Source organism: Nostoc linckia z4 (assembly GCF_002608075.1).
Classification (GTDB): Bacteria; Cyanobacteriota; Cyanobacteriia; order Cyanobacteriales; family Nostocaceae; genus Nostoc; species Nostoc linckia.
Genome location: NZ_LAHA01000041.1, coordinates 64742 through 89772 on the forward strand (window position 1 = coordinate 64742; position 25031 = coordinate 89772).

At 41.5% G+C, this 25031-nt stretch carries 23 protein-coding genes; 9 read left to right on the forward strand and 14 right to left on the reverse strand.

Features of this window, described 5'->3' with window-relative positions:
- Positions 1 to 145 precede the first annotated feature (145 nt).
- The 9 genes from VF06_RS26170 to VF06_RS26205 all read right to left on the reverse strand — a co-directional run bounded on the left by VF06_RS26170 (position 146) and on the right by VF06_RS26205 (position 9658).
- Positions 146 to 736, reverse strand: coding sequence for a Uma2 family endonuclease (locus tag VF06_RS26170; protein ID WP_099068642.1), 591 nt, complete (start codon positions 734 to 736; stop codon positions 146 to 148).
- 111 nt (positions 737 to 847) lie between these two features.
- Entirely contained in the window at positions 848 to 1729 is an 882-nt protein-coding gene (fabD, locus tag VF06_RS26175; RefSeq protein ID WP_099068643.1) for an ACP S-malonyltransferase, read from the reverse strand.
- Positions 1730 to 2003: 274 nt separating this feature from the next.
- A complete protein-coding gene (locus VF06_RS26180) occupies positions 2004 to 2996 on the reverse strand; it encodes a beta-ketoacyl-ACP synthase III (protein ID WP_099068644.1) in 993 nt (330 codons plus the stop codon).
- Between the two features lie 165 nt (positions 2997 to 3161).
- Positions 3162 to 4184, reverse strand: coding sequence for a phosphate acyltransferase PlsX (plsX, locus tag VF06_RS26185; protein WP_099068645.1), 1023 nt, complete (start codon positions 4182 to 4184; stop codon positions 3162 to 3164).
- Between the two features lie 319 nt (positions 4185 to 4503).
- Entirely contained in the window at positions 4504 to 5985 is a 1482-nt protein-coding gene (locus VF06_RS26190) for a leucyl aminopeptidase (RefSeq protein ID WP_099072992.1), read from the reverse strand.
- On the reverse strand, positions 5982 to 6119 hold the full coding sequence (locus VF06_RS42180) for a hypothetical protein (RefSeq protein ID WP_180267674.1): 138 nt from the start codon (positions 6117 to 6119) through the stop codon (positions 5982 to 5984). The genes VF06_RS26190 and VF06_RS42180 overlap by 4 nt, the downstream gene beginning before the upstream one ends.
- A 208-nt stretch (positions 6120 to 6327) precedes the next feature.
- Entirely contained in the window at positions 6328 to 7491 is a 1164-nt protein-coding gene (locus VF06_RS26195; RefSeq protein WP_099072281.1) for an EcsC family protein, read from the reverse strand.
- A gap of 323 nt (positions 7492 to 7814) precedes the next feature.
- Positions 7815 to 8642 carry an alpha/beta fold hydrolase gene (locus VF06_RS26200; protein WP_099072282.1) on the reverse strand — a complete coding sequence of 276 codons (828 nt, stop codon included), beginning with the start codon at positions 8640 to 8642 and terminating at the stop codon, positions 7815 to 7817.
- Between the two features lie 296 nt (positions 8643 to 8938).
- Complete coding sequence (locus VF06_RS26205) at positions 8939 to 9658, reverse strand: lysophospholipid acyltransferase family protein (protein ID WP_099072283.1); 720 nt, start codon at positions 9656 to 9658, stop codon at positions 8939 to 8941.
- Positions 9659 to 10036: 378 nt separating this feature from the next.
- Here VF06_RS26205 and metG point away from each other — a divergent pair, with 378 nt between their 5' ends.
- From metG to lptC, 3 genes are all read left to right on the forward strand, one after another.
- Positions 10037 to 11641 carry a methionine--tRNA ligase gene (gene metG / locus VF06_RS26210; protein WP_099072284.1) on the forward strand — a complete coding sequence of 535 codons (1605 nt, stop codon included), beginning with the start codon at positions 10037 to 10039 and terminating at the stop codon, positions 11639 to 11641.
- A 166-nt stretch (positions 11642 to 11807) separates the two neighbouring features.
- Entirely contained in the window at positions 11808 to 12437 is a 630-nt protein-coding gene (locus VF06_RS26215; RefSeq protein ID WP_096541968.1) for a LabA-like NYN domain-containing protein, read from the forward strand.
- Between the two features lie 152 nt (positions 12438 to 12589).
- Positions 12590 to 13717, forward strand: a complete 1128-nt coding sequence (gene lptC, locus VF06_RS26220) for an LPS export ABC transporter periplasmic protein LptC (RefSeq protein WP_244918034.1) — start codon at positions 12590 to 12592, stop codon at positions 13715 to 13717.
- On the opposite strand, the gene VF06_RS41260 is transcribed toward lptC, so the two are convergent.
- On the reverse strand, positions 13686 to 13850 hold the full coding sequence (locus VF06_RS41260; RefSeq protein WP_180267623.1) for a hypothetical protein: 165 nt from the start codon (positions 13848 to 13850) through the stop codon (positions 13686 to 13688). The genes lptC and VF06_RS41260 overlap by 32 nt on opposite strands.
- A gap of 106 nt (positions 13851 to 13956) precedes the next feature.
- Here VF06_RS41260 and VF06_RS26230 point away from each other — a divergent pair, with 106 nt between their 5' ends.
- Positions 13957 to 14331 carry a metal-sensing transcriptional repressor gene (locus VF06_RS26230; protein WP_099072286.1) on the forward strand — a complete coding sequence of 125 codons (375 nt, stop codon included), beginning with the start codon at positions 13957 to 13959 and terminating at the stop codon, positions 14329 to 14331.
- 234 nt (positions 14332 to 14565) lie between these two features.
- On the opposite strand, the gene VF06_RS26235 is transcribed toward VF06_RS26230, so the two are convergent.
- Complete coding sequence (locus tag VF06_RS26235; protein ID WP_099072287.1) at positions 14566 to 16734, reverse strand: DEAD/DEAH box helicase; 2169 nt, start codon at positions 16732 to 16734, stop codon at positions 14566 to 14568.
- Positions 16735 to 16746: 12 nt separating this feature from the next.
- Between VF06_RS26235 and VF06_RS26240 the strand changes: the two genes are divergently transcribed.
- From VF06_RS26240 to VF06_RS26255, 4 genes are all read left to right on the forward strand, one after another.
- Positions 16747 to 16923: a hypothetical protein gene (locus VF06_RS26240; RefSeq protein WP_180267938.1), complete on the forward strand. Its 177-nt coding sequence runs from the start codon at positions 16747 to 16749 to the stop codon at positions 16921 to 16923.
- A gap of 34 nt (positions 16924 to 16957) precedes the next feature.
- A complete protein-coding gene (locus VF06_RS26245) occupies positions 16958 to 17395 on the forward strand; it encodes a DoxX family protein (RefSeq protein WP_099072288.1) in 438 nt (145 codons plus the stop codon).
- 61 nt (positions 17396 to 17456) lie between these two features.
- Positions 17457 to 18023: a DUF2808 domain-containing protein gene (locus VF06_RS26250; RefSeq protein ID WP_099072289.1), complete on the forward strand. Its 567-nt coding sequence runs from the start codon at positions 17457 to 17459 to the stop codon at positions 18021 to 18023.
- Between the two features lie 209 nt (positions 18024 to 18232).
- Positions 18233 to 19111, forward strand: coding sequence for an SDR family oxidoreductase (locus VF06_RS26255; RefSeq protein WP_099072290.1), 879 nt, complete (start codon positions 18233 to 18235; stop codon positions 19109 to 19111).
- Between the two features lie 114 nt (positions 19112 to 19225).
- Here the strand turns inward: VF06_RS26255 and ftsH are convergent, their stop codons facing one another.
- Positions 19226 to 21115, reverse strand: a complete 1890-nt coding sequence (ftsH, locus tag VF06_RS26260) for an ATP-dependent zinc metalloprotease FtsH (protein ID WP_099072291.1) — start codon at positions 21113 to 21115, stop codon at positions 19226 to 19228.
- 668 nt (positions 21116 to 21783) lie between these two features.
- Between ftsH and VF06_RS26270 the strand changes: the two genes are divergently transcribed.
- Positions 21784 to 22329 (forward strand): NADPH-dependent FMN reductase, encoded by a 546-nt coding sequence (locus VF06_RS26270; RefSeq protein ID WP_099072108.1) that lies wholly within the window; start codon positions 21784 to 21786, stop codon positions 22327 to 22329.
- Between the two features lie 1181 nt (positions 22330 to 23510).
- Here the strand turns inward: VF06_RS26270 and VF06_RS26275 are convergent.
- Together VF06_RS26275 and VF06_RS26280 are read right to left on the reverse strand one after the other, a co-directional pair.
- Positions 23511 to 23783 (reverse strand): GlsB/YeaQ/YmgE family stress response membrane protein, encoded by a 273-nt coding sequence (locus tag VF06_RS26275; protein WP_099072107.1) that lies wholly within the window; start codon positions 23781 to 23783, stop codon positions 23511 to 23513.
- 331 nt (positions 23784 to 24114) lie between these two features.
- Positions 24115 to 24849, reverse strand: a complete 735-nt coding sequence (locus VF06_RS26280; RefSeq protein ID WP_099072106.1) for a nuclease-related domain-containing protein — start codon at positions 24847 to 24849, stop codon at positions 24115 to 24117.
- Positions 24850 to 25031: the final 182 nt, after the last annotated feature.

Sequence of the window (25031 nt, forward strand, 5' to 3'; positions counted from 1 at the left end):
TTTTGAATCGGTATTATAGGGGTTCCCTATCAATTAAAGTATAGAAATTTGTAGGTAGTGGAAAGCTTTGCGCCCCTACGTTGTACCTCACTAGAACAGGAAACGCTATATTCAACAAGTGTGGTTGCAGATATAAAGTATGGTACTAGCTAATCAGAGGAAAAATCAGTGATAAATTCAGCGATATATCTGGAAATTCTGGAATATTGACAATTGTATTTGGTAAATATATTTGCTTATTTGCATAATTAAAATTACCTTGCAAATCCTGAAACGGTTGAGTGTAAACTTCTAAACAATTCGCTACTAAATTAAATATCCAATAATTAGCAATTTGAGATTCAGCGTAAAGGGTTAATTTTTCTTGTGTATCGTATTTCAGAGTACTATCAGATACTTCAGCTACTAATATAATATCTTCAACAGAAGGATGCTTTGACGAATAACGATCTGCACGATAACGTGCAATAACTACATCAGGCTCAGGTTCGCTATTTGGAGGTAATGAAATTGGTTCTTGTCCTCTAATTATCGCCTGATTGTAAAGTAAAACTACTAATTCATTGACTACAGAAGAAGTACAACTACTGTGTGGTGTTCCTTTAGCAGCCATTTGGATTAATTCTCCACGAATTAATTCGATCCTTTCGTTTTCTGTAAGGAAACCTAATTCAATTAAGCGGTGATATTCTTGAATATTGAATAGTTTACGGGTGACATTTGTTGAAGTAATCATCACTAGGGAGAATCAATCTCAGGTTTTATTTTTAATTATAAAAATAAACAATTCAGGAGCCAGCGATCGCATTGATTCTGATTCCTGAATTCACCAGATTTTTGCAAACAATCAAACAGGCAAATCAGCAGCAATACTGATGTTTTTGAGGATTAAATCAGGACTTGTACGTTTAATTAAGCCAGTTAGAACTTTACCAGGGCCAATTTCTATTACTTGCTCAATGCCGTTGGCTGGCAATTGCAGAGAAATTTCTCGCCAACGTACCGAACCTGTCATTTGTTCGTTGAGACGCTGTTTCAAAATTTCGGCATCAATAGAGGGAATTGGTTCTATATTCGATAAAACTGGGACAACAGCTGGCTGAAATTCCACAGATTGCAAAACGTCTTGAAATTCAGTCGCCGCCGCCGCAATTAAATGTGAATGAAATGCCCCAGAAACTTTTAAAGGAATAGCACGTTTGGCTTTTACTTGAGACATCACCGCTTGTACAGCATCGGCTGTGCCTGAAATTACTACTTGAGCAGGACTATTGTCATTTGCCAGTACGACATCAGGGGTTTCGGCAATGACTTTTGCCAACTGTTCGCGGTCAAAGTTCATCAAGGCTGCCATCATACCACCAGAGATACTATCCATGAGTTCTGCACGACGCTTCACCAGACATAAACCAGCCGACCACTCAAAGACACCGGCAACATAAAGGGCGACATATTCTCCTAAACTGTGTCCAGCAACTAAATCTGGTTGGTGTCCTCGTTCTCGAAGAAGGTCAGCAAGAATGCTTTCTACCACGTAAAGACTCGGCTGAGTGTATAGCGTCTGTGATAATTTTTCTTCTTGTGTTTGACATATTTCCGTCACAGACCAGCCTAAAATTGCCTCAGCTTGGGCAAATTTGTCTTTAGCGGCAGGTATATCTAATAAATCCATTCCCATTCCCAGTGCTTGGGAACCTTGTCCGGGAAACACCCATGCAGTTTTAGTCATTGGTCAAAAAATTGAGGAGTGAGAAGTTGGGAGTGAAAAGTGAGGAGTGAGGAGTGAGGAGTTGGGAGTGAGGAGTGAGAAGTGAGGAGTTGGGAGTGAGGAGTGAAGAGTTGGGAGTGAAGAGTTGGGAGTGAGGAGTGAGGAGTGAGGAGTTAATATTCATAACTCCTAACTCATACCTGCTAACTCATAACTCCTAACTCATAACTCATAACTCATACCTGCTAACTCATAACTCCTAACTCATAACTCCTAACTCATAACTCCTAACTATTTACCTTCCCCATTCAAAAATTGCTGCGCCCCATGTCAAACCGGCACCAAAGCCGGATGTAGCAACGATGTGATTTGGTTTAATTTTGCCTTGGCGCACTGCTTCATCTAAAGCTAGGGGAATGGAAGCAGCGGAGGTATTGCCATACTGAGCGAGATTACTGATAACTTTTTGTTCTGGGATATTCAGGCGTTGGGCAACGGCATCAATAATCCGCTGATTGGCTTGATGTAGAATTAGCCAATCTATGCGGTCAACAGTAAGGTTGGCTTGAAACAAGGCTTTGTCAATGATTTCTGGCACTTTTTGGACGGCGAAGCGGTAAACTTCTTTACCGTTCATCGTAATGGGTTGGTAAGCGCCTTTGGTAACTTTTATATCAGGGAGTAGCTCTTGGGATGAGCCTGTGCAACTAAGATTGAGGTAATGGTTTTGAGTACCATCACTTTTGAGGGCAAAACCTAGTAAGCGATCGCTTTTCGCTGCCTGCAATACCACTGCCCCTGCACCGTCCCCGAATAGTACACATGTACGTCGGTCTTGCCAATCTACCCAACGAGAGAGGATATCTGCTCCTATCAACAGTACATTTTTATAGACACCAGTTCTGATGTATTGGGCTGCTGTGACCAGTCCGAATACAAAGCCCGAACAGGCTGCTGTTAAGTCAAAGGCTACTGCTTTGGTCGCTCCTAATTGAGCTTGTACTTGACAAGCACTACCAAACAAATCGTCAGGGGTAGAAGTTGCCAGCAAAATCAGATCCAGGTCTTCTGGTTTAATTCCCGCAGCTGCGATCGCCTGATTGCTGGCCGCTGTAGCGAGTACACTCAATGACTCTGATGGTAGTGCTAATCGCCGTTGACTAATTCCAGTTCTTGTGGTAATCCATTCGTCGGATGTTTCAACCAATTCACTCAATCTTTGGTTGTGTAGGGAAGTTGCCGGTACTGCTGAGCCACTTCCTGTAATTGCTATGCCTAAGTTATGCACACCTAATCTCCCCAGCTATCAGCTTTTTGTCACTTGTTGTTGGTTATTTGTCTTGGTCATTTGTCTAATGTGACTTTGCCTTTTGTCATTTGCCATTTGTTCTGTGTTGCTCTTAACCAATGACTAATGACTAATGACCGATGACTAATGACTAATAACTAATGACTAACCGCTCTCCCGCTCTAGGGTATATTGGGACTGGATTCGTTGCAGTACCTGGTTGTCAACAGCTTCTTTTGCCATGCGAATTGCATTAAAAATTGAAGGTGCTTGTGAGCTACCGTGACCGATCAAACAAACTCCTGCCACGCCTAAGAGCAAAGCGCCGCCGTGTTCTGCGTGATCCATACGCTGCTTGATCCGCTTCAGGTTTGGTTTTAAGAGTGCTGAGCCGATTTGACCGTGTAATCCTTGGGGTAATTCTTCCCTTAGGATTTGCAGAATTACTTCTCCCACAGCTTCGGCAAATTTTAATAAGACATTGCCAACAAAGCCATCACAGACTATCACATCAAAACGACCGGAAAGCACGTCGCGCCCTTCAGCATTGCCAATAAAATTAATTTGGGAATTTTCCCGTAGCAATTGGTGGGCGCGCACAGCTGCATCATTGCCCTTGGAGTCTTCTTCACCGATATTCAACAAACCCACCTTAGGTTCAGCCGTACCTAAGACATATTGACTGTAAGCTGACCCCATGACAGCAAACTGCTCTAAAAACTTTGGACGGCAATCTACATTTGCGCCGACATCAAGTACTAGAACTGGCTTACCAGCCACAATGGTCGGGAAAACAGTCCCAATGGCCGGGCGGTCAACTCCTGGTAATCGTCCTAAGCGGAGCAAAGCCGATGCCATAGCTGCGCCAGAGTGACCTGCTGAAAATACTGCATCTGCCTGTTGCTGCTTGACCAAATCCATCGCCACATTGATAGAAGCGTTGCGTTTGCGTCTCACTGCGTTTAAAGGCTCTTCATCCATCGCGATCGCTTCCTGTGCGGTCACGATCTCCACCTGACCTAAACTTGTTTTTGGAGGTAAGGCAGCTTCAATTTGTTGGGGATCGCCGACCAACAATACATCTACACCCAATTCTTCCCTTGCTCGCAATGCGCCAGCAACAATTTCACCGGGTGCGTGATCCCCTCCCATTGCGTCAATTGCGATCCGTACACGAGTCGATCCCATTGCTTAGAGCTTCTAGAAACCTTACAAATTTTACCAGATGGCTTTGCCCAAAAAGCTTAACTTTCGAGATAGCCTAATACTTTTGTTAATATTGCAACATTTTTAGTGGCTAGCCCAAGATAGCACGAAATTGGGGGATGGGGCATGGGGAAAGGGAAGGGGGAAAGGGGAAGGGGGAAAGGGGAAGGGGGAAAGGGGAAAGGGGAAGGGGGAAAGGGGAAGGGGGAAAGATTAAATTTATTCCTTTTCCCTTTAACCTTTTCCCTTTAACCTTTTCCCTTTAACCTTTTCCCCTGCTCAATGCCCCATGCCCCATGCCCTATTCCCCAGCGTTCAATACCCAGTTAACCAGAGTCCGAACGCCGTAACCAGTTGCCCCGGAACCGTTGTAGCCGTTTTCTTTATCTGTCCATACTGGGCCGGCTATGTCTAAGTGCGCCCAAGGGGTTTCTTTGACGAATTCTTTGAGGAAAAGGGCGGCGGTAATGGCACCACCTGGACGGGGCCCTGTGTTTTTCATGTCGGCTATGCCAGATTTTAGCCCTTCAAAATATTTTTCTTCCATTGGCATCCGCCAAATTTTTTCTCCTGATGTTTGGGCGGCTTTTTCCAATTGGGAAGCGACTGCATCATCGGGAGTATATAAGCCAGCAATATCGTCACCCAAGGCGATGACGTTGGCACCTGTGAGGGTGGCTAAATCAACGATGGCATCTAATCCCAATTTATCGGCATACACTAGGGCATCTGCTAGGGTCAAACGTCCTTCAGCATCGGTGTTGTTGACTTCGATTGTTTTGCCGTTTGATGCTGTGAGAACGTCTCCTGGGTGCATGGCGCGCCCGCTAATCATGTTTTCGGTGGCTGCTGAGATAAAGTGTACTTCGGAATCTGGCTTGAGTTGAGCGATCGCTTTTGCTGCACCCAAGGTTGCAGCCGCACCACCCATGTCAATTTTCATGGTTTCGATGCCACTACCAGCACCTTTAATATTCAGTCCGCCGGAGTCGAAGGTTAATCCTTTGCCAATAATTGCCAGTTTCTTTTTGGGCGTACCTTCTGGCTTGTAAGTAAGGTGAATGAATTTTGGTGGCAAATCAGAAGCTTGGGCGACTCCCAAAAAAGCACCCATACCCAACTTTTCACAGTCTTCTCGTTCCAGAATTTGCAGTTGTAAACCGTGTTCGTTGGCGATGGTTTGGGCTGTTTCTGCTAAGGTAATCGGTGTTACCGCATTGGCTGGCGCTGCTACTAACTGCCGTGCCAAAATTACCCCGGAAACTATTTGATGGGCGCGGTTAATGGCTGCTTCTTGTCCAGCAAAACCGAGTAATTCTACGGTTTCTATTTGTGGCGCTTTATCTTCTGGTTCTGATTTGAAGCGGACATCTTGGTAGAGTGCTAATTCTACACCTTCAGCGATCGCTTGGGCACTTGCCTCTGGATCGTTATTCCATAAGGGAAAACTCAAACCCAGAATTTTGCTTTTTTGCTTTTTCGCTACCCTGGCCACCGCAGCCGCAGCACGTCGCAGTGTATCTATTTTCAATGCTTCTGGTTTTCCTAAACCCACCACAATCAATTTACGCAGCGGGGTATTGCCACTGACGCGGGTGAAAATGGTGCTGTTGGCTTTTCCTTTAAATTCTTCTTCAGCAATCAATTCTTTCAAGACTCCAGCAAACTTTTGATCTAAAGTTGCCAGTTCTCCAGTTAACTCTACTGCATCTTCAAATAATCCAATTGCCAGACTATCGCCTGTCCACTCTAGCAAAGGCCGATCGTTAGGTTGAATTGTCATTGTGGGATTTTATCTAAATATTCGTTCTTGTAACAGTATTGCTCAAAAATTGGGCATTGGGCATGGGGCATGGGGCATGGGGCATTGGGCATGGGGCATTGGGTATGGGGCATTGGGTATGGGGCATGGGGCATGGGGAAAAGGTTAAAGGTTAAAGGGAAAAGGAATAAATTTAATCTTTACCCCTTTGCCCTTTGCCCTTTGCCCTTTGCCCTTTACCCCTTTACCCTTTACCCTTTACCCTTTACCCTTTACCCTTTCCCCTTTCCCCCTTTCCCTTTCCCTTTCCCCTTTACCCTTTCCCCTTTCCCCTTTACCCCTTTCCCTTTCCCCTTCCCCTTCCTATACCCCATCCGCCATACCCAAATCAAATTTATTGGCGATCGCGTCTATTATTTCCTGTTCCACTGGTGTAGTCTGGTTGTCAAGCTGGGCAATTTTGCGACACTGAGCTAATAATGGTATGGCAAAATCACGGGTTAGTTGATTTAGCAGTGTATCTAGAGGCTTAGGTGATTTGATGTTTTCAGTAATGGCTTTTAGGGACGCAGGGCTTAAATTTATAGCTTGTAATTCTGGCAAAATTTCTGACCAAGTTTTTTCGGGATGGCTGGCGAGGATCATGTGAACTAAAATTTGATCCATGATGGCTTGCTGAGCGATGGCAGTTTGCAGATATTCTTCACTTTGTTGTTTTAATGCTGATAATGTCTCTGGAGAATTGAGGGAAGTCGATTCATCTAATTTAGCTTCATAAAATCGACAAGCAGCATAGCCCAATGAATAAATCATCGTCGCATTTGAACTAACGGCGATCGCTGCACCAGCAAAGGGCACATTTCGTAATAACCCTAATCCCGCTGCTTTCAAAAGACGGCCTCCACCCAAGGCCAAACCAAAGATTGCTAAAACTTCACCTCTGCGGGCAGGATCTTTTAAATCTAGCCCGTAGTCAGATGCTATTTCATAAACCATTTCTGACTGCAATTTTGTTGTGGCTGCTAAATCAATTGCCAAAAATGTCAGTGCAAATCCTGGTAAAATACTCGTTGCTAAACCAATCCCACCGGCTCTTGCTGCTTTGTCCATCATGATGCGGTGAGCTATTTGGCTTGGTGATTCGTTGGGATACTTTTCCTTGAGCTTTTTGACTGCCACTTCTGCTTTTTGTAAATCAACACTATCACTAGCACCAAATAACCAATTGAGATTTAATACTCCAGATAGTTTTCTAATTAGCCAATTTTCACTTAGGTAATTTACAACTGTACCGCTGGTTTGAGTTGTTTGTTCAATTAACTTGTGTGTTTGTTTAGTTGCTGCTTGTCCTACACCTACTGCTGTGTCTAAAACTGCTTTGCCGGTTTCAACAACAGTTTTAGCAAAAGATTCTAATAGAGACGGTTGATTTTCAACTGATGATTGGGGTTGAATATTTATTTTGTCTGTTTCTATCGATGGATTAACTAATTTTTTTGTTTCTATTTCTTGGGATTGATCTGTCATTGCTAAACACCATTCTCTAAAGCCTCTTTATTTAGTTTGTAGCGAATTTTCATCGGCTTGACATCCCTCCACAAGTACAAGTTATTGATTAACCATGCAAATTATTGTTGCACCTTATCTTTTAAGTACTTATAAACTGATTCAGTGTGCATTTCCCAATGGAATAGAAACACAAGACTATTTACCGTTATTGTTAAAGGAGAAAGGTAAAATACCAAACCTTTCCCCCTTTCCCTTTCCCCTTTTTCCGACTTCTTTTAGAAGTCTAATGTGCTAAAGCTGATGAGTAATTTGCACTCATAGAAATGCGATCGCTACTGAGTTTATCCTCTCAACTGTTGCTGTGTAACGCTATCAGCTTGATTTTGTAAAAAATCGTTGGCTTTGAGGATTTCATAGAGATTCATATTTTGCTCTAGCAAGCAAGCATGTCCGCAATGGGGCAGCACCACAATCTTGGTGTTTGGTATGATGTTTGCTATCCGCTTGACTTCACTCACAGAAGGCAAAAGGCGATCGCTACCACCAGCAATTAACAAAACTGGTTGCGTTAACTGGCGCAATTTCTGTTCATCAACATTAAACTCCCGCAGTAAAGACAACCGCCAATGAACTGTTTCTGGCGGCACAGAACGCATAGTTCTTAACAATTCATGGCGATCGCTGCGAGATATCCTTGGCAAAGATGCTAAAAAGGGCAATAATCCCAGTGCGCCGATATCATATAATCCTGATGGCACTAGGTCAGTAATTTGCGATGCCCAATTCAACCAAGGACGCAGTTGAAAGGCGGAAGCGGGATTAATTAAGATAATTCGTTTAAATAGCTGTGGTGCGTTGATTGCAACTTTCATCGCCAAGCAACCGCCAAAGGATTCACCACACAGATAAACTGGTCTGTGGGAACTTTTTTCTAATTCGGCGTGGATCAAGTCTAATACACTGTTAGTTAGCACATCCCAGCTGGTAAGGTCTTTTCGGGGAATTGCAAAACAGCGGACATCAAAGCCAACTTCTAATCCAGCGGTTTGCGATCGCAATAATTGACCTGTTCCATCCATTCCTGGTAAATACACAAACAGCGGATATTCTGGTTGTAATCGTTTCGGTGTCAGGAAACAAGGCTTGAGTTCAACTTCTGGGGTAGTCATTGGTCACTTTGTACTGAGGGGAGTCGAAGTATTAGTCATTGGTCACTAGTTAATGGTATAAAACTTTTTGATTTTAGATTGTTTGCTGCTTGTGACCAGACACAAAAACTCCCTCCCAGCAATCAACTCTAAACCTTGACATTCAGAGACTTCCCAATCAAAAAACACCAAACTTTTCTTGTGGGGTGGATATTTTATCTGCCCTCTGGACTGGGCGGGCGAGACGCCCACCCCACAAAATGAGAGAATTTATCTGTTGGTAATCCAAAATCTAAAATCTAAAATCCAAAATCGTCTCACCCTTGACGCAGTAAGTCGCTAATTTCGTTATGACAATATTCGGTTAGTTCAGCCACAACAGTTCTGGCTTGTTTGCCATGATATCTTTTTTGATGTTGAGGCGTAATCCAATAAGGGCGGCCAATTAACACGGCAACCCGACGATAAACAACTAAAGGATGCCAGCCTGACTGTTGAAATAAAGGTTCTGAAGGATCGAATAAACTCAACAGCTTGAGGGGAAAACCAGAAGTGTTCACTTCTTCAATTGAAGCGATGGCCACTGGCAAAATTGCTAAATCCTCCACATCAGCCCGCAATGCTAAATGAGCAAATCCCCGTTGAAATTCACCAACTGTGTTCGGCACGGTAAATTTTACCATTGGTTCTGCTCCTTCTGGAAATACTCCCACCATTTGCCGAGATTGCAATAGCGTCTGCGATTGCACAAAAAAGCTTTGTTGGCGATTTTGGGGTGATTCTAAAGGAAAACATCCCAATTGTCCGGTTACAATCTCTCGCATAATCGGCACTTGTCCCATGTAATGATGACAAGCAAAACGAATTGGATTTGATAGCGCCGCCATTAAAATCGGTGCATCCATAAAGCTGCGGTGATTGCTGACTACCAAGACGCTAGCATCTCGCGGAATCCGATCTTCGTAATAGCGAAACATTTGTGTTGAAAGCCCCGCTAACAAAGCTTGCGAAATCAGAGTCGGACTACTAAGACTCATATCTAATGTATATATTCCGGTAAATATGGCAGTTTATCTTAATTTAAGTTTTACATTTCTTTACCATTGCCATGACCGTCTTAAGATAGAAATGTCTGAACCTATAAAGGTAGTTAGATTTTTTCTGAGTATTTATGTATTCCTGAACACAATAATATTATGTAATCAAAAGGATTCCCGAAATTTCTTTAATAGTAAATTTCTGTATTTTAGGCAAAAATCACTTGAATTAATGCGTATTATAAAACAATTGCTCACCAAAGAAATTTGCTAATATTAAGGTGTTAATGGAAAAAATGGTAGTAATGTTATATAATTGCGTGGTTTTGCTAACAAAACAAAGGTGTAAAACGTTTTAATAAGTTGATTTTATTTTGCATGAATCTAGTGAATAAAACACAAAAGACATTTGCGCTGACAACACCCCTATATTATGTAAACGATGTCCCCCATATAGGCAGTGCTTATACAACGATCGCAGCTGATGTAGTGGCACGATTTCAGAAATTGCTGGGGCATGAAGTACTATTAATTACGGGTACAGATGAACATGGGCAAAAAATTCAGCGAACAGCGGAAAATTTAGGCAAAAATCCCCAAGATTTTTGTGATGAAATTGTGCCTAGTTTTGTGAGTTTATGGGAATTGCTCAACATTCAATACGATCGTTTTAGTCGGACTACAGCGCCTCGTCATGGAGCGATTGTTAAAGAATTCTTTGAACGAGTATGGAAATCTGGCGACATCTATCAAGGACAACAACAAGGCTGGTACTGCGTATCTTGTGAAGAATTTAAAGAAGAACGCGAACTTTTAGAAGGACGACGTTGCCCAATTCATACCAATAAAGAAGTCGAATGGCGAGACGAAAAAAACTATTTTTTCCGATTATCTAAATATCAAAATAAACTCACAGAATTTTATCAATTAAAACCCGATTTTATTCAACCAGAAACTAGACGAAACGAAGTCCTAAGCTTTGTCAATCAAGGTTTGCAAGACTTTTCGATTTCGCGAGTAAATTTAGATTGGGGCTTTCCAGTACCAACCGATCCCAACCACACTCTTTATGTTTGGTTTGATGCTCTACTTGGTTATGTCACTGCATTACTCGAACCGGATGCCGAACCAACTTTGGCAAATGCTCTGGAGAAATGGTGGCCAATTAATTTGCACTTAATTGGTAAAGATATTCTGCGCTTTCATGCAGTTTACTGGCCAGCAATGCTGTTATCAGCTGGTTTACCTTTGCCAAACCGGGTATTTGGACACGGATTTTTGACGAAAGATGGTCAAAAAATGGGTAAAAGTCTGGGTAATACCCTCGATCCTGTAGAGCTAGTTAAACGGTATGGTAGTGATGCCGTTCGTTATTACTTCCTTAAGGAAATCGAATTTGGCAAAGATGGCGACTTTAATGAAAATAGATTCATTAATGTTCTGAATGCAGATTTAGCGAATGACTTAGGTAACTTGCTCAATCGCACCCTGAACATGGTGAAGAAATACTGCGCTGAGAATAATGTACCACCAATCAGCAAAGAAGCAATCTCTGACGAAAATCCTTTAAAAACAATTGGTTTACGTCTGGGGGAACAGGTAAAACAAGCCTATGAACAGCTAGCTTTCAATCAAGCCTGTGAATCAATTTTGTTACTGGTACAAACTAGTAATAAGTTTATTGATGAGCAAGCTCCTTGGTCATTATATAAACAGGGACAGCAGCAGGAAGTCGAAAAAGTTCTGTACGCAGTTCTAGAATCAGTTAGACTAGCAGCTTATCTGCTATCTCCAATTATTCCGAACATCAGTAGCGATATTTATCAGCAGCTAGGTTTCGGAATAAACTTTAACGATCGAATACAAAGTTCTTTAAATGCTCCTTTTGCTACCCATGCAACATGGGGATTACTATCTGGTAACCAACAGTTGGGTAAAGCTCAACCAATTTTTAAGCGCATAGAACCACCAAAAAACGATTAGTCCATATCAAACTCTGATTTTGTTCAAATTCTAATTCTCTGGTAAAAATTTATCGGGGCTTAACTTAATTAGCCCCGGAACATTATCATAAACCGCTGTGACTAGAATGTAAAACTGGTTAATTTGTATCAAAAATAACAGGGATAAAAACTGAGGTATGACAACAATGTTGAATAATTTAGAAAATGACTCGATATTTACACCAGAACAAGTTTTGGAGAATCGGGGTAGGGTCGCCATATTTATTGATGGCTCAAATCTATTTTACGCTGCCTTACAATTAGGAATTGAAATCGATTACACAAAGTTACTATGTCGGTTAACAGGAGGTTCTCGGCTGCTGAGAGCTTTTTTCTACACTGGCGTAGACCGGACAAACGAGAAGCAACAGGGATTTTTGCTGTGGATGCGTCGCAATGGCTATAGAGTAATTGCGAAGGACTTGGTACAACTACCAGATGGTTCAAAGAAAGCCAACTTGGATGTAGAAATAGCAGTCGATATGATGGCTTTAGTCGATTCCTATGATACCGCAGTTTTAGTCAGCGGTGACGGCGATTTGGCCTATGCAGTCAATTCTGTAAGCTATCGTGGTGTCAGGGTAGAGGTGGTGAGTTTGCGTTCCATGACTAGTGACAGCTTAATTAATGTAAGCGATCGCTACATTGATTTAGAAGCCATTAAAGAGGATATTCAAAAAACCCCTCGTCAAAGCTATCCATATCGACCATTGTCGAGTATGGGATTTTTGGAAGACCCAAGAACGACCGATGGACACCTGGAAATCCAAGAATGAAGTATCAGTTTAGGTATGGGGCGTGGGGCATGGGAAGAGGACAAAGGGACAAGGGGACAAGGGGACAAGGGGAAAGACTTGTTGTAAGTTTTTCCCATCTCCCCATCTCCCCATCTCCCTCACTCACTCCCCGACTCTCCTCTTTCTTTATTTTGCTTATCACCATTTTTTTAGGAATTGGATTAGTTAGCTGCGGGGGTAAATCCCCGACAGTTTCTCAAACAAATACTCCTGATTCATCCGACCAAGATAGTAAATTGACATTCTTTGATGTCACCTTAGAACAAGCAGATGAAGTGGGAAGACCGATTTGGAAAGTCCAAGCAAAACGAGCAAAATACACCAAAGAAAAACAAATTGGTCAGGCAGAAAATCCTTATGGTGAACTGTACCAAGATGGCAAAATTGTTTATCAAGTAAAAGCAGATGTAGCAGACATCGAACAAAATGGTAAGCAGCTATTTCTCAAAGGTAAAATATTTGCCACAGACCCAAAAAATGGAATTGTCTTGCAAGGTAATGAATTAGAATGGCGTCCGCAAGAAGGGTTATTGATTGTCCGCAACCAGATTAATGGTACTCATAAAAAACTACAAGCAGTTGCAAAAGAAGCGCGAGTTAAAACTCGCGAACAGCTGATGGAATTTTCTGGAGGAGTGATAGCAAATTCCGTCGATCCCCAATTGCAAATGCGAACTGAGCATTTGAATTGGAATATTAAAGAAGAAAAAATAATTGCCAATGGGCCCGTAGAAATTGATCGTTATAAAAATAATAAAATTAGCGATCGCGGCAAAGGAAACGCCGCAGAAGTCAACTTAAAAACCAAAATAGCCAGCATACAAAAAAACGCTCAATTAGATTTACTAGACCCACCATTACAAATAGCTAGTAACTCTATGACCTGGAACATGAACGCAGAAACCATCACTACAAACTCCCCCACTCGTATGTTCCAGCGCGTGGAAAAAGTTACCGTCACAGCCAATCAAGGAGAAATGAAAATCCCGCAAAAAACGGTTTATTTAAAAGGTAACGTCAACGCCGTTGGTCAGCGTAGCCAGTCATTAAGATCTAATACATTAACTTGGTATTTAGACAATAAATTAGTTGAAGCTCAAGGAAACGTAGTTTATCGACAAATTGACCCACCATTAAATTTTACCGGTGAAACAGCAGTTGGTAATTTGCAAACAGAAAATATTGTTGTCAAAGGCGGTAATTCCGGCGGTAGAGTGATAACAGAGATTATTCCCCAAGAAAGGGCGAATCGTCAGTAGAGATTGGGCATTGGGCATTGGGCATTGGGCAAAGGGCATGGGGCATTGGGCATTTGGCATTGGGCAGAAGACGCTCCAGGTGCTCCAGGGACAGAGGAGCAGGAGGGAAAAACTCATCTCCCCATCTCCCCATCTCCCCTGCTCCCCTGCACCTGGAGCCTCCCTCGTCTCCCTCATCTCCCCAATTTTTGGCCAATTACTAGGCTAGGATCTTATTACTACAAGTCCTTTAATAACCCATGAATGGCTCAAAATCGCAGCAAGCAGAACACTCCCATAATCACGATGCAAACCACGAGCATCTAGATCCTATTGAGCATCGCCAAGAGTTAAGCCATCCTCATATCCATAGCGAAGAGTCATTACGACGAATTGTCAATCGACTATCGCGAATAGAAGGACATATTCGTGGGATTAAAACAATGGTGCAACAAAATAGCCCTTGTCCTGATGTTTTGTTACAAATTGCCGCAGTGCGGGGTGCATTAGATCGAGTAGCGCGAATTGTTCTAGATGAACATTTAAGCGAATGTATTGCTAGAGCCGCAAAAGAAGGCAATATGGAAGTTGAAATTGAACAATTAAAAGCTGCTTTAGATCGGTTTTTGCCTTAAATCAGAATTCAGGAGTCAGAATTCTGAATTCAGGAGTCAAAAAGGCTTTAGTCACTTCACTAAGTTGAAATACGCTGAAAACGTTATTTCTTATGCCTATTGCCTCTTGCCTCTTATTTTTTTGATAATTGATAATTAATAATGATAACGAGCTTGTAAAAAATCTAATATTTGGCGCAGCCTCATAAAGAAACGATATGAGTTATGACTCCTGAATTCTGAATTTTCACACTTTTACCACTTTGCCACTTCTTCCCGCACTTCTTCCATATCTAAATAATCATTAATAAAAGCCTTCCGTAAAAGTGGATGAGGAATAAATTCATCATACTTTTGAATTTCCGGCGCTTCTGAACTACTAACTAAATCTTCTGCACTAATCCTTTGCTCACATAATGAAGCAATCTCACGAGAAAGATATTCAAATTTCCCCTTACCTAATTTAATTGTTAAATAATAAGGATTCACCCCACCAATACTTTTAATTTCCAACGATTCCCGACACCAAGAATTAAGTAATCTTTCTAAGGTGCGATAACCAATAGTACCCATCCAAGGAAAAATACAGCATTTACCTTTCTCCAATTCCAAAATATTCTGCTTCCCTAACCCCACCCGCCGCACCAATTGACGAACCGTTTGTAATCTTTGCAAAGCATTCTTTTGCAAATAGCTATACTCTACATCTTCAAATAAAACTTGCCGCATCCGTTGTAAAACTCTTGTATGAATAGTCCCACCACCACCACGCCAATAAACACTAGCTTTACCCTCAGCTTGTTTGACAACAATAGCTCTTTTTTTAAAGTCAACTTCGACAACTTCCCAAGTTCTCCCAGCTAAACCAAATTGATTACCAACAGGAACCGATGCAGCAATACTGCCAATTTCCGTTGTACCATGCTTCACACTATATTCTTGTTGTTCAGCAAACACAGCATAAAACTGAAATCTTCTCACCACCTTTTCTGCTGCCAAACCCAAGATTAATTTACCTTGTTCGGTATGTTGAATATGACCGATATCAATTAAATAACGTAGCAATAGCCGAAAATCTTCTTGGGAAATAGCAGCGAAAGGTGGTAGACTAAAAATTTGTTTAGCTAAAGCATTAGGTAAAATTTCACCCGTTGCTGTTAAAATACTCATTGTTTGGTGATAAAGCAAACTCAAAGGATATTTAATCGGTTGAATTGGCTCAATCCACTTTTCTTCTATATAAAGTTGAATAATAGCGATACATTGTAAAAGTTGCCAGGGAATTTGCTCTGGTAGAGAAGCCTCTGATAATGGCTGTTCTTCAGTACAAATAAAACGCATATCAGCCGCTTCACCTCTTCTACCACTGCGTCCCAAACGTTGTAAAAAACTAGCAACAGACAAGGGTGAATCTAACTGAATGACTCGCTCTAAATACCCGATATCTATGCCTAATTCCAGAGTCAGAGTTGCAGCCGTCACAGCAGGTTTGTTGGCTTCCCGCATGGCATTTTCAGCAGCTTGTCGCAAACTAGCAGATATACTTCCATGATGTACGTGATAGATATCTGGTAATTTTTGTTCTGTGGCAATTTTTCGCAAAGATGCAATTATCGATTCTGTGCGCGTGCGATTATTTGCAAAGATTAGACATTTGCGAGAATTGCTGAGGTTGAAAATATATTGTTCGTAAGCTGTTGCCTCTGATTCATCTATTTCATCGTTAATATAAAAGTGTTCCACAGCTAATTTTATTTGGCGTTTTAACCCATCTATTTTAGGAGTAATTACTGGCTTATCGGTTCCAGAACGCAACCAATCTTCAGCTAGGGAATAATCGCCGAGAGTTGCAGATAAACCAATACGCCTTGGTTGTTTTTGTGTGGCTTTTGCTAAACGTTGTAATTGGCAAATAATTTGACAACCACGTTCTGAACCCATAAAAGCGTGAATTTCATCGATAATCACAAACCTTAAATCGCCAAATAAGCGAACTAAGTCGTTATGTTTGTTAATTAATAAACTTTCTAGAGATTCCGGCGTAATTTGTAATATGCCTTGGGGATTTTTTAAAAGTTTGTTTTTTCGAGTTTGAGAAACATCACCGTGCCAGTGCCAAACTGGAATATCTGCTTCTTTGAGTAAGTCGTTCAGGCGTTCAAATTGGTCATTAATTAATGCTTTGATAGGACTAATATACAACGCACCTATGGTATTTGCGGGGTAGTTGTGTAATAAAGTTAAAACTGGGAGGAAAGCTGCTTCTGTTTTCCCGGCGGCAGTTGCAGCAGCCACTAGCAAGTGAGCATCAGTGTCAAATATGACTTGACAAGCAGCAATTTGCACTGACCGTAATTCAGTCCATTGGTGATGATAAATGTATTCTTGGATGAAAGGTGCGAGTCGGTTAAAGGCGTTGGTCATGTTTATGGGGAGATGGGGAGATGGGGAGATGRGGAGATGGGGAGATGGGGAGATGAGGAGATGGGGAGATGGGGAGATGAGTCCCTCCTGCACCTGGAGCCTCTTGTGCCCAATGCCCAATGCCCTATGCTCAATGATATTTTCATCCTATGGACTCAAGGCAGATTCAGCATTTGTGGTTCAAACTGAGCTTATGGGGTAAGTATATAATGAGGCAAAACTGATGAATCAGCATAAGGAAAGGTTACGTGTCATCCTTGCCATAGCAATTATTGTGGTTGGAGTAACGCATTTTCTGATTCCAGCACCGTATGTCAAAATTATGCCACCGCAACTTCCTTATCCTTTGGAATTGGTTTATCTGAGTGGTTTTTATGAAATTTTGGGTGGTATTGGGTTATTAGTCCCGCCTGTAAGTCAAGCTGCGGCTTGGGGACTTATTGCTCTTTTTATTGCGGTTTTCCCTGCCAATATCAATATGGCTGTTAATCATATTAAGTTGGAATATATACCAGATTCACCTTGGGTACATGTGGTCAGACTTCCTTTTCAAGCGGTTTTAATTGCTTGGGCTTGGTGGTATACGAAACCTGCTGATTTGGAAAAACAAGCTTCCATACTTCCTAAGTCACTCATTCCGAAAGAATTAGAATTGAAATAAGGTGTTTTTTTACTGAATTAACACCTTTGTTTATTTAAGTAGTATATGTTTATATCTGACTATGCGTGTTGCAACTTTGTTTGGCGTAACACTTTCGTTAGCAATAGGTATTGCGGAAATTACTGTTCCAGCGACTCAAGCGGTGCAACTCAGAGATGGTACGGTGTATTTTGTTCAACCACCGAGGCTGGTTGAGGCGGTAACTATTTATAAAGATGTAAATTTTCCTGGCGGGACTTACTATTTTACTATTAATGTGCCGGAAAATGCTGGAGAACCTCTTGGGAAGGTAGCGATCGCTCAACGTGAAGGAGGAGAGTATATCCAGTACGATCTTGATGATACACGTGCATTTGTGGGAACGCGCGATCGCAAAGGCACGCCGTTAACACTGGGTTCGGTGACTAAAGAACGCAAAACACGCACAATTACTGTTAACTTTGACCCACCTGTAACTCCCGGACAAACAATTACAATTGGCCTGCGCCCCTATAGTAATCCTAGTTTTTCTGGTGTTTACTTACTAGGTGTCACAGCATTTCCAGTGGGGGAAAAATCCCACGGTCAATTCCTTGGTTTTGGACGGTTTCAATTCCAAAGTAGTGGGAGAGATTTGTGGTTTCCCTAAAAAGTTTAGTAGGGAATGAGGTTAAAAGCTGATTTGTGTCAGGGTCTACAATCTATAGGACTCCTATTTGATTGGGTGAAAATAAATCCGTACACTCATATTCTCTGAAACCCTTTTGCCTGTTACCTGACTACTCAAATAATGTCAGATATCAAACCTGATTCCCATAGCTGGCAGGTGCTATATTACCTCATTCAATTAAATGTAATATGAAAAGATTATTAATCACTGGAGCCAGTGGTTTTTTAGGATGGCATCTTTGCCAGCTTGCAAAACAAGAATGGGAAATTTATGGTACTTGTTTATCCCATTCGATAGAAATTCCTGGCGTTAAAATATTCAAAGTTAATTTAACAGACTTTCAAGAATTACAGCAGATATTTAAGACTATCAAACCAGCAGCAGTTATTCATACTGCGGCCCATTCACAACCAAACTTTTGTCAAATTCATCCCGAAGAATCACACACAATTAATGTAACAGCATCCTGCAATATTGCCGGACTTTGTGCAGATAATTCTATTCCTTGCGCTTTTACTTCCACTGATTTAGTTTTTGATGGTTTAAATCCTCCTTATCATGAAACAGATTCTATCTGTCCTGTAAACATTTATGGAGAACAAAAGGCCATCGCCGAAGCAGGCATGTTAGAGCGATATCCCATGACCGCAGTGTGTCGAATGCCCTTAATGTTTGGTGGAAAAACACCCACAGCAAAAAGCTTTATTCAGCCATTTATTGAAACTTTAAAAGATGGCAAAGAACTAAATTTATTTATCGATGAATTTCGTACACCAGTAAGTGGCAAAACTGCGGCAAAAGGACTTTTATTAGCCTTAGAAAAAGTCAACGGCATTATTCATCTGGGTGGTAAAGAACGACTATCTCGTTATGATTTTGGTCTGTTATTAGCAGAAGTATTTCAACTATCAATTAGTGGAATCAAAGCCTGCCGACAACAAGATGTAAAAATGGCAGCACCCAGACCAACAGATGTTTCTTTGGATAGTTCTCAAGCATTTGCTTTGGGATATCTGCCTTTATCTATTAAAGAAGAATTAGAATTATTAGCAAAGTCTTTGGAATAGGAAATAGGCAACAGGCAACACTCAGATAAGTAGGTTATCTGATCAATCTTATATTTTCAAGAGTCAATAGTTGAGAGTTTATCAACTATTGACTACTAAATATTGGCTAATCTTTTAATGAGATACAGCCACTTTTTCATCCACTATTTGAACATTTTCAGCAACAATTTTGCGGAATAAATCGCCTTCAATCGTCTCCTGTTCTGCTAACAAGTCTACTAAACGCTCCAGAACTACGCGGTTTTCTTCCAATAGTTCTTTGGCTTTGATGTAGGAATTGTTGACAATTTCGCGGACTTGGGAATCAATTTTGGCGGCAATTTCCTCAGAATAGTCTGATTTATTCATCCAGTCACGTCCTAGAAATACTTCTCCACTCTGGTTTTCTAGGGACAAGGGGCCTAATTCTGACATCCCAAACCGTGTAACCATTTGGCGTGCCATTCCTGTGACTTTTTGCAGGTCATCTCCTGCACCTGTGGTGACTTCTGGCTTGCCAAAAACAATTTCCTCGGCAGCCCGACCGCCCAAAGTGGCGGTGATACGTGCTTTGAGTTGGGAACGAGAAATCAATCCCTGTTCTTCGTTGGGAGTAAACCAAGTTAATCCCAGTGCTTGGCCGCGGGGAATGAGTGTGACTTTTTGCACGGGGTCGTGGTCTTTGAGCAATGTGCCTACTAAGGCATGTCCGACTTCATGGTAGGCAATTAAGCGTTTGCTCTTGCTGTCTACTAAGGCGGTGCCTTCCATACCCGCAACTACCCTGTCTACAGCATCATCGATTTCTAAGATGGTGACGGCTTCTTTTCGTCTCCTGGCTGTGAGAATGGCAGCTTCGTTGAGTAAATTGGCTAAATCTGCGCCGGTAAAACCAGGAGTGCGGCGGGCGATCGCTTCTAATGATACGCTAGGGTCAATCTTCTTGTTCCGGGCGTGGACTTGCAAAATTTCCAGTCGCCCTTTGAGATCTGGTGCATCCACCATCACTTGTCTGTCAAAACGTCCTGGTCTCAGCAGGGCTGCATCTAATACATCCGGACGGTTTGTGGCAGCAATAATAATGATGCCAGTGTTACCTTCAAAACCATCCATTTCGGTGAGCAGTTGGTTGAGGGTTTGCTCGCGCTCATCGTTTCCGCCACCAATACCAGCACCCCGTTGTCTACCCACGGCGTCGATTTCATCGATAAATATCAGGCAAGGTGCGTTGTCTTTGGCTTTTTTAAACAAGTCACGCACGCGGGATGCACCCACACCAACGAACATTTCCACGAATTCCGAACCGGAAATGCTAAAAAATGGTACGCCTGCTTCACCAGCGATCGCTTTTGCTAGTAAAGTCTTACCTGTACCAGGAGGGCCAATTAACAATACTCCTTTGGGAATACGTGCCCCCACAGCAGTAAATCTTTCCGGCTGTTTGAGGAAGGTTACAACTTCTTGTAATTCTTCTTTGGCTTCTTCTACCCCAGCAACATCATCAAATTTCACACCAGTTTTTGCTTCCATTTGGAAACGAGCTCTGGATTTACCGAAATTCATCGCTTGGCTAGAAGCATTAGTGGAACGACGTAGGAACAATAGCATTAATGCTATCAACGGCAAAATCCACATGAGATTAATCAACAAGCCAACAGCAGCCCTACTGTTCGCTGAAGAAATCTCACCAAACTCAACATTCTTATCTTTGAGAATGTTAATCAATTCTGTATTTTGCGCCAAAAGCCTCACCTGTTGCGGTGGTGTGTTCTCTTTTTGCCCCTTGAGATAAACCCTTGCTATTTGTTCGGCTTCATCAAGCTCAACTTTTTCAATTTCTCCCGCCTTCGCTTTCTTAATCAACTCACCATAATTTAAAGAGTTGCTCTCTGGTTTTTGTGCCAAAACAGGTGTACTTCCAAAAATTACTGGCAACATCATCAAACTAGCTGCTAGTCCGCCAATCCAAGCAACGCGCTTTGACGACCCCTGTTTTATCAACGCTTTTTTTCGCAAATTTGTCATAATAATTACCCTTTGTCTGCTGGCAGAAGTTGAGCTGTGGTTTTATGCCTATTCTTCTAGCAAAAATCCCTATAACTGGATATTACAGTTTTCTTATCTAGTCTAACTTCCAGACAAAAACATTCCCAAATGTCTCCCAACTATTGCATAAATTCAATGAACTAGTAGTTCGAAAGGGGAAAGGGGAAAGGGGAAAGGGGAAAGGGGAAAGGTTAAAGGGGAAAGGGGAAAGGGGAAAGGGGAAAGGTTTTAAATCCCTTATCCCCTTTATGGGCCCCACGTTCTCCTTTAAAGAGCCAAGGCAACTTGGCGCACTACTAGGTTAGGACATAAAGTTAACAGTCAACAGTCAACACTCTTTTATGGAACACCTCTTTACTTGGAAGTCCCGTACCTCCTACATCGTTGGCGAAGCATTCCCCTTGGTAGGGGAAAAAATTAATGATTTTTTGCAAAATTTTAATTTGACACATTCCGATACAAATCGCTAAAATAATAAACATAGTCATAACGACTTCATTTTAATAAATTTTGCGCTCGGCTATTACGCTTTGAAGTTGCACAATTATTCATGCTGTTGACCGCTAACGGTTAACTGTCAACACCATCAAGATGTGCTGTTCAAAGGGTAACAGCTTAGTAGGTAGTTAATAATTCGCGAGCTGATTATGGTGAAAATTGTTGGTATTGGCGGTAGTTTAAGACCTAATTCCTATACCCACCTGGCATTGCAGGTTGCAATGCAAAGAGTAGAAGCCTTGGGTGCAGAGGTAGAGATTCTCGATTTACGGCAATTGCAATTACCATTTTGTACTGGTGCAAAGGAATATCCAGAATACCCAGATGTGAAGCGGTTACAGGATACAGTTAGTGACGCTCATGGGTTAATTTTGGCGACACCTGAATATCATGGTGGCGTTAGTGGTGTCTTGAAAAATGCTTTGGATTTGATGAGCTTTGACCAACTATCTGATAAGGTAACAGGGCTGATTAGTGTATTGGGTGGTCAGTCTAATAGTAATGCTTTGAATGACCTGAGGCTAATTGTGAGGTGGGTACACGGTTGGGTAATTCCAGAGCAAATAGCCATCGGACAAGCTTGGAGTGCTTTTAGTCCTGAAGGTAAGCTATTAGATGAGAAGCTTTCCCAAAGATTTGACCAATTTGCTCAGAGTTTAGTTGATAACACTCGCAAGCTACGGGGTGTTAATTAGTTTAGGGAATTGAGGAAAGTCTGACCGCCAAAAATAGGCGATCGGAACTTTCCAACAGAGAATTTTGAATTGGTATAACCTTTGTGTGTAAGTCCTAAGATATCAGGATACTAGAAGCTAATAAAAATCTTAAAAGCTACTTAAACCAACGTTTAGTTGCCTCTGCAATGCGTTCTCCAAAGCGGAGTCTGGGAGAAAGTAAAGCAGCTATTTTCAAAGCTATGTTGTTCGGCTAATGCACGCTTTTATGCTTCACTGCAACTGTTAATATAGCAATCCCAAATAATTTTTGAAATACAGCGTATTTTAGGTAAATGAGGTACATGGTAGGGGCGAACGGCCGTTCGCCCTTACAATAGTCTGTACCTTATAAACTCCGAATCTGCTGTATTAAGAGATTATTTATAAATAGGACTTATACAAAAGTATGAATAAACGTAGACGCGGAGCGGCTTGCCGCAGGCTACCGCATTCGCGTAGCGTCTCGTTAGAGAAGGACGCAAAGGGCACGAAGTTATAAGAGTTTGAGAGAGTTCTTGCGTAAGTCCTAATAAAGTGAAATTAAAATTAATGTAGTAGCGTGGCAAGCCTTAAATATTGCAATAGATTTTATTGTGGGATGGGTGTCCTCACCCGTCCGGGCGGTCAGGATGCCCACCCCACAAGAGTTTACTAATGCACTATTTTAGCCTTGCCATGCTACTACTTAAGATTTACTTTATAAATGGTCTCTAAATGTTAAGGTTGTTGACAGTCAACAGTCAACACCGATATTTTTTACAACTGAATAGAATTAATATAATAGCGCCCACCTAATAATAGGTAAGCGCTATTCTTTCTATATAAATTCAGGGAGAAAATATAATCAAATGGATTCCCTGATTTTTACTATTAATTAATTTCAATTTAATTTAGGACTCACGCAAAAACTCTCGGAAACTCTGATTCCTTTGTGATAGCAGTCGCACCCCTTCAAGAAAGCAAGCTACATCGGAAAAATTGCCCATTGTGCGCTGTGCCTCTTTTGTGCGGACTTTGCGGTCAGTTTTTCATAACTTTGGGTAAGTCCGATGGTTTCTCATATCATGTCCGCCTAATCACTTATCAAAAAACTCTCCGCGTCCCCCCATCTTTGCGTCTCTGTGTCAGTCTTAATGATAAGTCTCCAACCGGACATCATACTAGATTGTGCTGCGGCGATTTAGCAAATTCCACAAGAAAATAGCGACAATTGCACCGAGAACTGCTACTGCAATACCAGGAATGCTGAGTGTGGGAGCCGCTAATGTCAAGCTTCCCGTACTGAATAATACACCCAAGCTACCACCCACAAAAGCACCGATAATTCCTAATAAGATTGTTCCTATAATTCCACCGCCTTGATGACCAGGGTAGATAGCTTTTGCAATCGCACCAGCAATTAGACCTAAAACAATCCAAGCAAGAAGATTCATTGTTGTTAACCTGATAAACGTTTTTTACTCACAAATACACAATACCAATCCAAACATTGAAATTTACTCTATCAACAGAACCAATTATTCATAATCTCCAGAAGGAATTACTGTTACTTCTAACGATTAACTGACCTAATTCTAATGGATAATCAATTAAGAAAAAGCCCCTAGCAGGTCTAAAACTAGGGGCTATTAATTCATTGCTTGTAATTGCAGTATATGGATTTTTGATTCCTTTTATCAATGTACTTGAAGAAGTATAGCGATTCCCTGTTAAGTGAGGTACAGATAATCATAAAAGCGTATGGCCATGAACTCCCCCCAGTACTCAAATTGTAGGATTCTGACGTTTAATGGGTTTGGGCTTAAGAATCGGTTTAGCGGTTGGGGTAGTATTTGTAGTCAGGGTTAAGTTTTCAACTGCTTGAGCAATAGCTTCCACTTGCATTGTTGTTAAACAATTAGGAGAACTATTTATCATCTGTAGCAGTGCAGGGATACCTTGTAAAACTGGGACTGAGCAATCATTTGCTCTTATCCATTTAGCGATTGGGAAGACTACTGGAGCCGTAACAAACCCATCAGGAAGGCTAGGTATTAAATAAGTAATCCACTGAGTAAACATTTTTTGATGATAAACACTTTGAGAAGTTGGACTATTGTCAACTGCTATCCAGTTGTTAGCCTCGCGTCGTTTCCATTTATCTTTGTAAGCGGTAAATGAACCTTTCCAGGTTTTAACTTCTACTAAAAAAACACCACAGTTACCAATAATCAAATGGTCTATTTCTGTCAGAGAGTTTGAATTAGTAGGGATTAAAGCATTATTAAATATCACCCATGTATCGGGGAAAGATTGCAAGATAAGTGATACTCCCCATTCCCCTACATTGCCTTTAAACTTATTTGTGGCTTGGTTAACTTCAAAGATGAATGAACCTAATCCACCCAAAAAGCCATCACCTAATTTTTCGTGAATTTCTTGGTGTTTGCTAGATTTTTTGCTGTCGATTTTTTGTTGGAATGCTGCCTTAAGGGAAGGTGATTGTTGAAGAGTTCTCATAACAATTATAACAATTTTGGTAGTATTTATCGGTACTCGCCATTTTTATAGTTCCCAAAATTGAAGGATGTAGGCTAGCAAATACCGCTATTCCATTGCTGCTTTTAATTCCTTTCTACCACAGGCGCTTGGGCGATCGCTCCGATTGCTTCCCTACACTTGCGATCGCAATGACAATATCG